Annotated in this window: 8 protein-coding genes; 3 read left to right on the forward strand and 5 right to left on the reverse strand. The window is 71.8% G+C overall.

Features of this window, described 5'->3' with window-relative positions:
* Nucleotides 1–38: 38 nt before the first annotated feature.
* Entirely contained in the window at nt 39–1,430 is a 1,392-nt protein-coding gene (locus Phou_RS02350; RefSeq protein WP_173053143.1) for a condensation domain-containing protein, read from the reverse strand.
* Between the two features lie 120 nt (nt 1,431–1,550).
* On the opposite strand from Phou_RS02350, the gene Phou_RS02355 reads away from it, so the two are divergent.
* Both Phou_RS02355 and Phou_RS02360 read left to right on the forward strand, forming a co-directional pair.
* A complete protein-coding gene (locus tag Phou_RS02355) occupies nt 1,551–2,879 on the forward strand; it encodes an AMP-binding protein (RefSeq protein ID WP_371872065.1) in 1,329 nt (442 codons plus the stop codon).
* Nucleotides 2,880–2,923: 44 nt separating this feature from the next.
* Nucleotides 2,924–3,724 carry an SDR family NAD(P)-dependent oxidoreductase gene (locus Phou_RS02360; protein ID WP_173053144.1) on the forward strand — a complete coding sequence of 267 codons (801 nt, stop codon included), beginning with the start codon at nt 2,924–2,926 and terminating at the stop codon, nt 3,722–3,724.
* A gap of 10 nt (nt 3,725–3,734) precedes the next feature.
* Here Phou_RS02360 and Phou_RS02365 read toward each other — a convergent pair whose 3' ends face one another.
* Nucleotides 3,735–4,034 (reverse strand): cellulose binding domain-containing protein, encoded by a 300-nt coding sequence (locus Phou_RS02365; protein ID WP_173053145.1) that lies wholly within the window; start codon nt 4,032–4,034, stop codon nt 3,735–3,737.
* A gap of 24 nt (nt 4,035–4,058) precedes the next feature.
* Here Phou_RS02365 and Phou_RS02370 point away from each other — a divergent pair, with 24 nt between their 5' ends.
* Entirely contained in the window at nt 4,059–5,240 is a 1,182-nt protein-coding gene (locus Phou_RS02370; protein WP_173053146.1) for a metallophosphoesterase, read from the forward strand.
* 689 nt (nt 5,241–5,929) lie between these two features.
* On the opposite strand, the gene Phou_RS02375 is transcribed toward Phou_RS02370, so the two are convergent.
* From Phou_RS02375 to Phou_RS02385, 3 genes are all read right to left on the reverse strand, one after another.
* A complete protein-coding gene (locus Phou_RS02375) occupies nt 5,930–9,715 on the reverse strand; it encodes a ThuA domain-containing protein (RefSeq protein ID WP_246273140.1) in 3,786 nt (1,261 codons plus the stop codon).
* A gap of 192 nt (nt 9,716–9,907) precedes the next feature.
* A complete protein-coding gene (locus Phou_RS02380; RefSeq protein WP_173053147.1) occupies nt 9,908–10,732 on the reverse strand; it encodes a multicopper oxidase domain-containing protein in 825 nt (274 codons plus the stop codon).
* A gap of 412 nt (nt 10,733–11,144) precedes the next feature.
* Nucleotides 11,145–14,240, reverse strand: a complete 3,096-nt coding sequence (locus tag Phou_RS02385; RefSeq protein WP_173053148.1) for an OmpL47-type beta-barrel domain-containing protein — start codon at nt 14,238–14,240, stop codon at nt 11,145–11,147.
* Nucleotides 14,241–14,433 lie beyond the last annotated feature (193 nt).

Genomic DNA, 14,433 nt, shown 5'->3' on the forward strand with positions numbered 1-14,433 from the left:
TCCCCCGTGGTGTCTGTGCGATCAGTCAGTGCGGCCGGTCACTCCAGGCGCAGGTCGGCGATCCGCTGGTGCGGGTCGCGGACGAGCTCGCCCAGCACGTGCCGGTATCCGGTGACCAGCCGGACCATCTCGTCGCGGTCGTAGATGAACGGGTTGTACCGGACGAACACCGCCCGGCGGTCGTCGCTGATCGTCAGGTTGGGCTCGCCCTTCTTGGCCCACAGCGCCGCCTTGTCGCCCACCGACTCGGGCAGTGCGCGCGGCCGGCCCGGCATGCGGGTCTCGGTGAACCCGGTGTCGTGGTCCGCCGGCCCGTCCGGCCGGCCCTGCGCGTTGCCGGGTGGCGCCGAGATGAACCAGGCGTGGTAGAGCGGCAAGTACGGCCACGGGCGCATCCGCTCGAAGTCGGGGTTTACCGCCGGCGCGATCTGCTTGAACGACGCGTTGTGGCGCAGCGCGCCGAAGACCGCGCCGCGCACCTCGCCGAGCGCCTCGCGCAGCGTGCGGTGCGGCGGGATGACCGTCGGCACGTACAGGTTGTGGGTGAACTGGCCGATCAGCTCGCGGCTGCCCGGCGACTCGCGGCCGAAGGTGGCGCTGCCGATGACGACGCGGTCCCAGCCGGTGAGCGCGCCGAGGAGCACGCGGTAGGCGCCGAGCAGCAGCACGAACGGCGTCATCCGCTCCTGCCGGGCCAGCGTGCCCAGCGCCCGGGCGAGCGCACCGGGAAGGGTGATGCCGAGGTTGGCCTCGGCCTGCACGTCGAGGCCGGGGGTCAGCGGCGCCATCGTGAACGGCGAGCGGTCCGGCAGCGGCGCGAGGTGGCGCCTCCAGTACCCGGTCCGGCGGGCCAGCTCCTCGTCGCTCCACTGTGGAGCGGCGAGCGCCTGCTCGTAGGTGACCTCCAGTGGGGCGAGGGGCGGCCCGGCGCCGAGGCGTGCCCGGTACGCCGCCATGAGGTCGCGCAGGAAGACACCCGTCGACCAGCCGTCCGCGATGACGTGGGTCATCGCCACCGCCACCAGGTGGCTGGTCTCCGATCGGCGCACCAGCGTGACCGTCCACAGCGGACCGTCGCGCAGGTCGAAGTCGCGGTGGCTCTCGTACGCCAGCAGACCGGCCAGGTGCGCGGCCCGCCGGGCGGGTGGGTGCGCGGAGAGGTCGACCACCCGCACCGACGGCTCCAGGTCGTCGGCCACGCGGGTCAGCGGGTCGGCCTCGATGGTGGCGAACACGGTGCGCAACGCCTCGTGCCGCCGCGCGACATCCGCCACGGCCTGCCGGAACGCGTCCGCGTCGACCGGCCCGGGCAGCTCCATCGTGTTGAACACGTTGCAGCCGATCCGGCCCGGGCTGTCGGGCGCGAAGCAGTACACGTACTCCCAGACGTTCTCCTGGCTGCGGAGCAGTGGAGTCCCCGTCAACGTCATGGCGTGAGACTCATCGATCTCCAGAGCAGTGTCAACAACCTTCCGGCTGATTTTCGATATCTCGACGCGGAGCGCTAGAGTCGTGGCCTCGGCAGTCGCCGCACGGGGTGGTGATCCGGCTTGTTTTCGCTGGGAAATGCGTGCCTGGTCGACGCGGCCAGTGATGAGAAAGTTTCCGGAAATCGGCTCGCCGTAGAGGTCGACGCGGTGGCCAGAGCGCTCGACGCCGCCCCACCGGGGGTCGTGATCTGCCCGGTCGTCAACGAGGTGGCCGCGATCGTGCGGTACCTCGGCGCCGCGCGCGCCGGCCGGCCGGTGCTCCTGTGCGGGCCGGACTCGGTGGCGGTGCCGGTGCGCGAGCTGGTCGGCACGTTCGCGCCGGCGGCGGTGCTGGGTGCCGGGGCGCGGCCGCCTGCGGGGTACGCGGCGGAGAGCGGCGCGTGGGTGCGCCGGACGCCTCCCGAGGTCCTCCCGCATCCGGACCTCGGCCTGCTGCTGGCCACGTCCGGCTCCACCGGTCGGCCACGCCTCGTGCGGATGTCCCGGGCGAGCGTGGCGGCGATCACCACCTCGATCCGCGGCGCGCTCGGCATCGACGGCGGCGGCGTGGCGGTGACGACCATGCCGCCCTACTACACGTTCGGGCTCAGCGTGCTGCACACCCACCTGCAGGCGGGCGGCACCGTGGTCGTCACCCGCCAGGGCGTCCTGCAGGCGGACTTCTGGCGGGCGGTCAACCGGCACGGCGTCACCTCGATCGCCGGAGTGCCGCACACGTACGAGCTGCTGCGCCGCCTGCCGTGGCACCCCGAGCGCAGCCCGACCGTCCGGTCGCTGACCGTCTCGGGCGGCCGGCTCCCCGACGACCTGGCCACCCGGCTGCACGAGCTCACGGCCGGCGGGCTGTACGTCATGTACGGGCAGACCGAGGCCGGCTCCCGGATCTGCGTGCTCCCGCCCGGACGGCTGCCGGAGAAGCTCGGCTCGGTGGGGCCGCCCATCCCGGGCGTGCGGCTCAGCGTCGAGGCGGGCGAGGTGGTCTGCCACTCACCCGGCGTGATGATGGGGTACGCGGAGACGGCCGCCGACCTCGCCCGCGGCGACGACCTCGGCGGCGTCCTGCACACCGGCGACAGCGGCCACCTCGACGCCGACGGCCACCTGTGGCTGCACGGGCGGTTGAGCCGGATCGGCAAGGCCTTCGGCGTGCGGGCCAACCTGGACGCCGTCGAGCACCTCGCGGCGCCGTTCGCCGTCGCCGCCGCCGTACCCGCCGGTGACCGCATCCGCGTCGTCTGCGAGACCGCCGACCGGGCGGTGCTTGCCCAGGTCGTGGCGGTGGTGACGGGCGCGCTGGGCCTGCACCGCCTCGGCGTGCGGGCGGAGGGCATCGACCGCCTTCCCCGCCGCCCCAACGGCAAGATCGACTATCACGCGCTGGACGGCTGAAACTCCGTTGCGGTGACCCCGGGCGGCGGCAAGACTGCCCGACTGTGAGCGAACATGTCGCGATTGTCACGGGCGCCAACCACGGGATCGGCGCGGCGACGGCCACCGCGCTGGCGGCCGCCGGCACCGCTGTGCTGTGCGCGTACTGGCGGGTCCGCGACGCCGAGGACCCCGGCGTCCCGCAGGCCTACCGCGACAACCGCCTGCGCGATGCCGACCACGTGGTCGCCGGCATCGAGGCCGCGGGCGGCCGTGCGATCGCCGTCGAGGCCGACCTCACCGACCCCGCGGCGCCGGCCCGCCTCTTCGACACGGCCGAGGAGCTGCTCGGCCCGGTCGACATCCTGATCAACAACGCCACCGGCTGGGTGCAGGACACGTTCACCCCGGCCGACACCGACGGCCACGGCCGCGCGATGCAGCCGGTGAGCCACGCGACGTGGTCGCAGCAGTTTGCGGTCGACGCCATGGCCCCGGCCCTGCTGATCGGCGAGCTGGCCCGCCGCCACGCCGCCCGTGGCGCCACCTGGGGCCGGATTATCGGCATGACCTCCGGCGGCGACCTCGGCTTCCCGACCGAGGTGTCGTACGGCGCGGCGAAGGCCGCACAGACCAACTACACGATGTCCGCCGCGTCCGAGCTCGCCGCGCTGGGCATCACCGCCAACGTGGTGCACCCCCCGGTGACCGACACCGGCTGGGTGACCGACTCGATCCGCGAGGCGGTGGCCAGCGCCGGCGGCCTCTACCACGTCGCCACCCCGGACGAGGTCGCCGCCGTTATCGCCTACCTTGTCTCGGACGCCGCCGGCCTCATCACGGGCAACGTCATCACCCTCCGCTGAGCGCCGGGCGTCAGTCGACGGTCGAGCAGACGACCGTGTTGACGGTGAAGCTGGCCGGGACGCCGCTCTGCGTGCCGCGCGCCGCGAAGCCGAAGCCGACCCGCTGGCCGGGCTCAAGGGTGGAGTTGTGCTCCTGGTCGCGGGCGCTGACGATGCCGCTCGGCGAGATCAGCACAGCGTTCCAGAACTCGGTGACCTCGACCCCGTCGTCCATCGGGAAGAGGAACGTCCAACCGGTGATGGTCACCGTGCCGGCGTTCTCCACGACGTTTTTCGTGGCCGGTGGCGCCGCGGCGGTGTCATGCTGCACTGATGGACAGCGAGGAGCGTGCGCGTGGCGGTCAGTGAGGCGGTGGAGGCGGCACCCACCCGGCGGTGGGGGCGGGTCCTCCGGTTCGGCGCGGTCCTGACCGCGATCCTGCTCCTGCTCTTCGGCGTCCCGTGGTGGACGCTCGTCGCGTCGGGCGCCGGCTGGCCGGGCGGGTTGACCGCCGCCGGCACGGCGCTGTTCGCGGTGGCGCTGCTCACGTTCCCGGCGCTGATGGTCCTCGGCCACGGCCCGCGCCGCATCGACGCGGCGGCTGTGGCGGGCGACACCATGCTCGGCGTGATCTGGGTGCTCTTCGTCTGGGCCATCGCCGGCAACCTGCTGCGCCTCGTGCTCGCCGCCGCGGGCGTCGCCGACCCCACCCGCTCGCGGGTGGTCGCCGCCGCGGTCCTGGCCGTCTCCGCCGTGCTGGTGGTCTGGGGCTGGGTCGAGGCGATGCGCGTGCCGAGGGTCAAGCGCGTCGACGTGGTCCTCCCCCGCCTCGGCGCCGGGCTCGACGGGCTGCGGGTCGTCCTGCTCACCGACACCCACTACGGCCCGCTGGACCGGGCACGCTGGTCGCGGCAGGTCACCGAGGTCGTCAACGGCCTGGACGCGGACATCGCCTGCCACACCGGCGACATCGCCGACGGCACGGTCGCCCAGCGCCGCGAGCAGGCCGCCCCGCTCGGCGACGTGCGCGCCAGGCTGGCCAGGGCCTACGTGACCGGCAACCACGAGTACTTCGGCGAGGCCGAGGGCTGGCTCGGCCACATGCGCGACCTGGGCTGGGAGGCGCTGCACAACCGCCACCTCGTGGTCGAGCGCGGCGGCGACCGCCTGGTCGTGGCCGGCGTCGACGACCGCACCGCCGCCGGCTCGGGCCTGCCCGGCCACCGCGCCGACCACGCGGCCGCGCTGGAGGGCGCCGACCCGGACCTGCCCGTGCTGCTGCTCGCCCACCAGCCGAAGCAGGTCAGCGCCGCGGTCACGCACGGCATCGACCTCCAGATCTCCGGACACACCCACGGCGGCCAGATCTGGCCCTTCCACTACCTGGTGCGCCTGGACCAACCCACGGTCAGCGGCCTGTCGCGGCACGGCGACCGCACCCAGCTCTACACCAGCAACGGCACCGGCTTCTGGGGCCCGCCGCTGCGCATCTTCGCCCGCAGCGAGATCACGCTGCTCACCCTCCGCGCCGCTTAGCCCTTTCACATCCGGGCTACCGCGATGTCCGCGGTTGGTCCGGACCGTTGCTCCCGCGGCCTCACCCTCCGCGCCTGGTCACGGTCGCCCCCGCCGCGGCAACGCGCCGCGGGCCACGTCGGCGCGTGTTCCGCGCCGACACCGGCGAGGTGGTGCGGACGCGGGTGGGCACCGGCCGCGGCAAGCAGTGCACGGTGCCGCGCGGGCCGCGGGGCCTCGACCAGCATGCGGTCCTGCCACAGGGCGTGCACGGTGGTGGCGTTGGTGCGGGCGGCGGGCGGTCGGCGCCACAACGCGCGGGGCGAGGGCGTTGGAGGGGATGTTGGTCTTCGAGCGGGGTGGCCGCTCGTGATCGTGGACATTGGCTGCCCTTGAGGGACTCAACAGCCCCTGGAGGGGCGGTAAGCGTCCACGATCTGTTCGACAAGGCCGTAGTCGACGCCGGTCAAGGGGTGGTGAGGCCGCGCGCGGTGGGTGAGGTTCGCGGGCCGGGGTGAGGGTGACCGGGGGCGGAGGGCGAGGCCGCGGGAGCGACGGTCCGGACCACGGCGGACGTCGCGGTAGCCCGATGCGTTCTTCGGTTTGTGCTCTTGGAGAGCGGCCGCACTTCGGACAGCGCGCTCGCCCGAAAAGGCGGTCGCCCCGCCCCGCTCGTGGCGGGACGGGGCGACCTACCCCAGAAGCCCTGTCTAGAGCTCGCGCACGCGCACGTTGCGGAACTCCATCAGGTCATTGGTGCCGTGGTTCTGCAGCCCGATGAAGCCGCTGACGAACTGGCGCAGGTCCGTCGACGGGTCGCCCGCGCGGGACGACTGCTTGCCGGGGGTGTTGTCGAACTCGTTGATCACCACGCCGTTGCGGATGATCGTGTAGTGCTGGCCCTCGACCTTGATCTCGTAGTCGTTCCACACGTTCTTGGCGGTGGCGCCGGACTGGGCGAGGGTGTTCGGGTCGAAGTTGTACACCGAACCGGTCTTCTGCGGTTCGCCGGTATCGCCGTCGTAGAGCTGGATCTCGTGTCCACAGTAGATCGCGACCCACGCCTGCGAAGTGGCCGCCGAGCCGATCGTGCCGCAGCTGCCCGGAGGCCGTTGCGCCAGTGGGGTGCGCGGGTCGGGGAAGCGGACGAGGACGCCGCTGTTGGCCCGCGTGCCCTCCGGTGACACGTCCCGGAACTGCAGCTTGATGGAGTAGTCGGCGAACTGCTGGTCGGCGTACCAGAGCATGCCCAGGCCGCCGATGGTGCGTATCGTGCCGTCCGGGCGTACCTGGAACGAGCCACCCGGTGCCTGGCGCCAGCCGGACAGCGAGTACGCCGTGCCGTCGAAGATGCTCTTGTAGCCGGGGACCGAGCCGATCGCGGACTGCGCGCCGGCCCGCCGGAGCACGCCCGCCTCGCGGTTGTCGATCACGTGCGCCGCGGTGAGCTCGGCGAGCACCTCGTCGAGGTGGTTGACGAACTCGTTGTGGTTCGGCCAGTTGGCCTCGTCGTCGATAAGGTCGTTGATCGTGCAGCCGCCGCCGGCGACCCGGTTGGCGACGCCCGTCTCGACCTCGAGGAGCTGGACGGTCGGTCGCGAGTCCGGTGCCACGCAGCCGGCGTTGACCGCGATCTTCGAGGAGACGGACTGGCCGTCGGCGTACGTGACCTTCAGGGTCGCCTCGAACGTGCCGTACCGCTTGTAGGTGTGGGTCGGGTGGGGCGCCGTCGACTTGGCGGTGCCGTCGCCGAAGTCCCACTCCCACGCCACGCCACCGGCCTTGGCGGCCGAGAACGAGACCGTCCGCGGCTGGGCCTGCGCGATGGAGCGGGCCGTCGCCAGGCTCGGGTGCGGGGTGGCCGGTCCGCCCGTGTACACGACGCGGCTCAGCTTCTGGCGAGCGTGCAGGCTGAAGAAGCCGTCCGCGTAGTCGAGCAGGTACAGCGCGCCGTCCGGGCCGAACTTCGCGTCCATCCAGGAGTCGAGCTGGTTGTCGCCGTTGCCCACCTGGATCATCGGCTTGAGGTCCTCGGCGAACGCGGGCGCGCCCGCCTGCGGCACCGTCTCCGGGTTGACCGTGATGGCGACGCGGTTCTGGCCGTTGGACTGGTCACCGATGAACCACTTGTTCTCCCAGTACTCCGGCCACGCCACGCCGCTGTTCGTGTTCACCTGCGAGCGGTGGTAGGTCGGGCCGTCCATGACCGCCTGGCCGCCGCCGGTCAGGTACGGCTGCGTGTAGGTGCTCTCGGACTGCACGTACGTCGGGATGCCGCTGCCGTCGCTGCGCTCCGGGAAGACCGGGCCACCGCCCTGCGGCGAGTACCAGATCATGTTGTCCCGGACCGGCGGAAGGTTGACGAGACCGGTGTTGCGCGGCGACTCGTTCTTCGGGTTGTCGCAGTCGTACCAGCCGGTCAGCACCGTCGCGTCGGTGTTGGACCGGTCGCGGTACGGCTGCCGGTTGCCCATGCAGTACGGCCAGCCGTGGTTGCCCGCGGACGTGATGATCGTCGCGGTCTCGTACTTCGCCGGGCCCAGCTCGGGGCTCGGCGCGCCCGCGTCCGGCCCGACCCACGCGGCGGTCAGCCAGTCGTTCTCGGCGTCCCAGGCGATCCGGGCGATGTTGCGCACGCCCATCACGTAGATCTCCGGCCGGGTCTTGCCGCCGCCCTCCTCGAGGCCGGTGAAGAGGTTGCCGTCGGGGATGGTGTACGTCCCGTCGGCCTCCGGGTGGATCCGGATGATCTTGCCGTTGAGGTCGTTCGTGTTGCCGGCCGTGCGGCGGGCGTCCTGGAAGGAGATGCCGGCGAACTCCTGGGTCCAGTTGTTGCCGGAGTAGCCGTCCGAGCCGCCCGAGGAGTTGCTGTCACCGCTGCCGATGTAGAGGTTGCCGGACTCGTCGAACGTCATGCCGCCGCCGGCGTGGCAGCAGCTGTGGATCTGCACGTCCCAGGAGAGCAGGTCCTTGCGGCTGCTCAGGTCGATCGTCGACGCGGCCGCGTTGTACGTGAACCGCGAGACCGTCCGCTTGCCGATCCGCTTCTCCCGGTCGATCGAGGCGTGCGGCATCCAGTACACGTACATCCAGCCGTTGTCCGCGAACGCCGGGTCGAGCGTGATGCCGAGCAGGCCCTCCTCGTTCTTGACCAGCTCGCTGCCGCTGCCCCGGTTGCCCATGACCTCGAGCGTGGTCAGCAGCTTGACCTGCTTGGTCTGCGGGTCCCACTGGTGGATGGTGCCGCAGCCCTTGCCGACGTTCGGGTTGCTCCAGTCGACGATCGGCCCGCTCGCGCAGGCGGCCTTGCCGACGTAGAAGACCCGGCCGTTGTTCGGTGCGATGGTCAGGCCGTGCGGCTCACCGATCTGGTCGAGCTGCCCGGTCTGGTTGGTGGTGGTCAGGCGCTCGCCGCGGTAGTTGGCCGCGATCGTCGCCTGGCAGTCGCCGCGCACGAGCCCGGCGGTCCACTGCAGCGCGCCGAGCAGGTGGCTCTGGAACCGCGTGTCCGAGGTGTAGCTCGCCTCGGTGCGCCCCATGCCGGTGTAGAAGGAGCGGCCGCCGTCGTAGTCACGGCACCACGAGATGGGGTGGAACGCGCCGTTGCGGCTCAGCCCCGGGTTGTACGTGTGCTCCTGCACCTGCGCGACGGTGTGTACGCGGCCGACCGGGCTGGGGTTCCAGTTGATCCACTGGTCGGAGCGCTTGGCCGTCAGCGGGAAGCCCTTGTTGGCCGGGTGCTGGCGGTCGGTGTAGCTGACCACCGCCTCCTGCACGGTCGCCTCCGGCGGCGGCCCCGCGTCCGGGCCGATCAGCCACAGCTCGGCGAGCTGGATGATCGGCTCGCCGCTGTTCGCGGTGATGTTCAGCCGGAAGTACTGGTACGCGGTGGTGTTGGTGAAGGTGAACTGCCGCGTCTCGAACCGGCCCGCGAACGTCTCCCCGGTGCGGGTGTCCAATGTGGTCCAGTTCTGCCCGTCGGTGGAGCCTTCGAGGGTCCAGTCGCGCGGGTCGCGCCCGGGGAAGTCGTTGGCGGACGTCAGGGCGTAGCGGGACACGACAACCGGCGCGCCGAGCTTGGCGATGACCCAGCCGGTGCGCGCGAACGTCAGCCACTTGGTGCCGGTCGAGCCGTCGATGAGCTGCGCCACGCCCTCGTTCGGCGTGTTCTGGGCGCTGGCCGTGGCCTCCACGATCTTCTCGGCGTTGGGCAGGCCCGCGGCCGGCCGGGTGCCGATCAGGCCGGTGAACCACTCCGAGCTCGGCTGCACGCGGGCCGCGTCGTGCACGCCCAGGAAGCCGCCGCCGCCCTTGATGTACGCCTGGAACGCCGCTTCCTGCTTGTCGTTGAGCGTGACACCGTTGGCGGACAGGAAGACCACGCTGCGGTACCGGGCGAGGTTCGTGGGGTTGAACACCGCCGGGTCCGAGGAGTCGTGCACGTAGAAGCCGTTGTCCCGGCCCAGCCTGCGGATCGTCGCGACGGCCCGGGTCACGGGGTCGTCCTGTTCCGCCACGGGACCGTGGAACACCAGTACGTTGACCGCGCTCCTGCCCCAGGTGGGGGCAGGTCGACCGGTGCGGGAGCGGCGGACGCGGGTACCGACAGCACGCCGAGCGCCAATGTGGCGACCGACGCGAGCGTCACCGCGCGCCTCCAGATGGGTCTCATCTCGTTTCCTCCGGGATCAACCGTGGTTTCCGTGGGCGGGCGCGTCCTGGCCGCCGCCTGCCGGGGCGGCCTGGACCGGGTTGGCCGGTGCGTGGCCGGCGTGCGCCGTCATCGCGCCGTTCTCGTCGAGCACGTGGAATGTCGTGGACATGCCGAGGTCGGAGTGGAACTGCATGTGGCAGTGGAGCATCCAGTGGCCGGGACCGACCGACTCGCCGGCGATCACCCGGGCGCCGAACGTGTCGCCGGGCCCGACCGTCTTGTTGTCGATGATCGGTATCGAGTTGGCGAGCGCGCCGGTGCCCTCGATCACGCCGGTGCGGGTGTCCGCCCAGGAGTGGCCGTGCACGTGGAAGGTGTGCATGTCGTCGCCGATGCCGATGACGAGGAACTCGACCTTCTCGCCGAGCTTCGCGACCACGCAGGTCGGGCCGGGCACCGGGTTCTGCTCGTCGCAGGTGTCGGCCTCGCTGCTGCGCCGCAGGTTGATGGTCTGCCGGTCACCGAAGGCGAGCACGTACGTGCGGTCCGGGCGGGGGTCGCCCTGCCGCCGCACGACGAGCCCGCCGAACAGGCCCGAGCGGATGCCCGGCGTACCGTGCGGCCCGCCGACCACGTGGTCGTGGTACCACCAGTAGCCGGCCGTGCCCTGCGCGCCGGTGTTCGTGTTGCGCGGCTGCGCGTACCAGATGTAGGTGCGCGACCCGCCCGGCGGCACGAACGAGTTGCTGTGCACGGTGCCGTCGGACATCTGGGTGTACTTGACCCCGTGCGTGTGCAGGGACACGCCGATCGGGTGGTTGGGGTCGAGGCGCAGCTGCTCCAGCGTGGCCTGCGGCACCTGGTTGTGCAGCGTGATCGCGAGGCACTGCCCTCGATCATCTCGATCAGCGGCCCCGGGTACGAGGCGGTCTGCGGCGTGAGCCCGTAGCCGAGCCGGATCTGGTTGGTCACCGGGTCCTTGGGCAGCTCGACCGCGTACAGGTCCATGCGGCGGTCGATGACGGAGCAGCCGCCGGGGCGCTCCCCGGCCGGGGCGACGGCCGCCGCGTTGACGGCCGTCACCCCCTTGTCAGCGGCGGCGGTCGTCGATCCGCCGACCCCGCGGTCGCCGGCGCTGGCCAGCCCACCCGCGACGGCGAGCGTCACGAGCAGCACCGCCAGGACCAGTCCCCTTCGTGTGTTCACGGTCCTGTCCAATCTCTGTAATGCCGGCCCGCGCTCGCGCGGGCGGTTCGAGCGCCTGGAAGCTCTCACGGTGTCAGCGGGGCGATCCGGATGTTCCGGAAGCTCACGATGTCGGTGGCACCGTGGTTCTGGAGTCCGATGTAGCCGGTCGGGTGCTCACGCCCGGCCCCGCCCGGGTCGTCCGCGCGGGGCGGGTCGAAGACCGCGGCGGGGTCGTTTACGTACTGGTTGATGAGCACGCCGTTGCGGAACAGCGAGTAGTGCTGGCCCACCACGCGGATCTCGTAGTCGTTCCAGGTGCCCTTCGGCGTCACGCCCGCGCCGGCGAGGTCGACCCGGTCGAAGCCGTACACCGAGCCGCTCTTGTACATGTCGCCGTCGGCCCGGTCGAAGATCTGCAGCTCGTGGCCGTACTTGATGGCGACCCACTCGGGGCGCGGCTCCTGCGGGTGCTGGTGCACCTGCGGGAAGCGGACGAACACGCCGCTGTTGACCCGCCCGTCACCCGGCGCGTCGTCCCGCCACTGGAGCTTGAGCGAGAAGTCGCCGTACTCGCGGACCGGGAACCACAGCATGCCGAGCCCGTCGACCGCCTGGCTGGTGATCGAGCCGTCGGCGTTGCGCCGGAAGCCGCCGGCGCCGACGTGCTCCCAGAGGTTGTACGAGGCCGGCGTGCGGTCCAGCAGCGGCAGGTACCCCTGCTTGTCGTCCGGCTTGCCGACGCCCGACTCGCGGGCGGTGCGGACCAGCGTGTTGCGCTGCTGGTTGGTGATCAGGCCACGGCGGTGCAGGTTGTCGCTGACCTCCTGCACGTGGGCGATGAAGTCGGCGGGCGTGGCCCACGGCTTCTCGTCCTCGATCAGGTTGTTGATCCAGCAGCCGCCGGAGACCGCGCGGTTGGGCACGCCGCTGTTCTTCGTGCCGATCCACACGGTCGACCGCGTGTCCGCCACCCGGCAGGTCATCGGCTGGGCGCCGCTCTCGACCACGTTGAACGCGGTCGAGCCGGTGGTGGAGACGTTGCCTGCCCGGTCGGTGGCCCGGTAGCTGATCGTGTGCTGCCCAGGGGTGTTCACCGTGACCGGTCCGGTGTAGACGATGTAGCCGTGGCCGTCGAGGGCGTACTCCACGCGGAGCAGCCCCGAGCCGCCGGTGTCGGCGCCGGTGAGCGTCACGGTGGCACTGCCCACATAGGACCAGCTGCCGTCGAGCTGGCCGGCGATGGTGGCGTTCACCGTCGGCGGTGTCGTGTCGCCCGGCGCCGCGACCACGGTGAACGAGGCCGACTGCGCGGTCGACGTGTTGCCGGCCTTGTCGGTCGCGCGGTAGCTGACCGTGTGCTGGCCGGGCTGGTTGACGGTCACCGGTGCCGTGTAGGCGGCGTACGGCTGGCCGTCGACCGAGTACTCGATCCGGTCGACGCCGGAGCCCGCGTCGGTGGCGGTGACCGTGACGGTGGCCGCTCCGACGTACGCGCCGTTGCCGTCCCGCTGCCCGGCGACCGTCGCGTTCACGGTCGGCGGGGTGGTGTCCTGCGGCGGTGCCACGACGGTGAACGACACCGACTGGGCCGCCGAGGTGTTGCCGGCCTCGTCGGTGGCCCGGTAGCTGACCGTGTGCTGTCCCGCGGTGTTGACGGTGACCGGCGCGGTGTACGCCGCGAAGGCCCCGCCGTCGAGCGAGTACTCCACACTGTCCACACCGGACTCGGTGTCGCTCGCGGTGAGCGTGACGGTGGCGGCGCCGACGTACGCGCCGCTGCCGTCCTGCTCGCCGGTGAGCGCGGCGGTCACGGTCGGCGGGGTGGTGTCCGGCTCCGTGTCGTCGACGACCGTGAGCGAGATGGTCTGCGGCGTCGAGGTGTTGCCGGCGTTGTCTGTCGCGCGGTACACGAGCGAGTGCTGGCCGGGCTGGTTGACCACGACCGGCGCGGTGTACGCGGTGTAGGGCTGGCCGTCGAGCGAGTACTCGATGGTGTCCACACCGGAGTCGGCGTCGGTGGCGGAGATCGTCACCGTCGCCTGGCCGATGTAGTTGCCCTCACCGTCCGGCTCGCCGGCGATCTGGGCGCTCGCGGTCGGCGGGGTGGTGTCCGGGTCCGGCTCGTCGACGACCGTGAACGCCACTGCCTGCGGCGTCGAGGTGTTGCCGGCGTTGTCGGTGGCTCGGTAGTTGACCGTGTGCTGCCCGGGCGCGGTGACGCTGAGCGGCGCGGTGTACGCGGCGTAGGCGGCGCCGTCCAATGAGTACTCCACCGTGTCCACGCCGGACTCGGTGTCGGTGGCCGAGATCGTCACCGTCGCCGTGCCCACGTACGCGCCGTTTTCGTCGCGGTCACCGGTCACGGCGGCCGTCACCGCCGGCGCGGTGGTGTCGGGGTCCTGCTCGTCGACGACCGTGAACGACACCGACTGCGGCGTCGAGGTGTTGCCGGCGACGTCGGTCGCGCGGTAGCTGACCGTGTGGTTGCCCGGCGCGTTGACGGTCACCGGGCCGGAGTACGTGCCGTAGGCGCCGCCGTCGAGCGCGTACTCCACCTTGTCCACACCGGACCCGGTGTCGGTGGCGTTGAGCGTGACCGTGGCGGCGCCGATGTAGTCGCCGTCGCCGTTCCGCTCGCCGGTCACCTGCGCGGTCACGCTCGGCGGCGTCGTGTCCTCGGGGCCGCCGGTCACCACGAGCAGGCCGACCATCGTGCCGTGCCCGGGGATGGCGCAGAAGTAGCGGTACGTGCCCGGGGTGAGCACGACGTCCACTGTGTGCCGGCCGCGGTTGGCGTCGAACGGGTCGGCGAGGATGTTGAGGTTGACGTCGCTGTTGTACGCCGGGTTGCCCGTCTCGAACGTGAGCGTGTGCTGCATGCCGGTGGTGTTACCGGTGGCCTGGCTGTTTTCGAAGACGATGGTGGTCGGTCCCGCGACGGCGGTCGTGGGGGCGGAGGCGTAGGCCTGGGTGCTGTCGCCTGCCGTCCAGGTGAGCGTCTGGGCCAGGAGCTGCTGCGGTGCCTCGGCGGCCCCGGCGTCGACCGGGCGCGCGCTGACCGGCGCCGCGGCGAGGACGGAGCTCACCAGCAGGACGGCGACCGCCGCGACCACGGTGAGCGGCCGGCTCGGCCCCCGAGGTGGTCTCTGGCGACCGCGCCGCACAGGGATGAGTGGCATGTCCGACACAACCTTTCGCGAGTCTTCTACCGGCGGACGCGCACGATCGACGGTTCGCGTTTCGCGGGCAGCGTCAGCCGGCCCACGGTGCCGAGCCAGGCGGTGTCGGCCGCCGGCCCGAGCGCGGGCAGGGGTGTCTTGGGTGGTGAGTGGAGCGTTGTCGGCGGATGAGCGGGAGTGCGGGCCCGACGGA

Source organism: Phytohabitans houttuyneae (assembly GCF_011764425.1).
GTDB lineage: Bacteria > Actinomycetota > Actinomycetes > Mycobacteriales > Micromonosporaceae > Phytohabitans > Phytohabitans houttuyneae.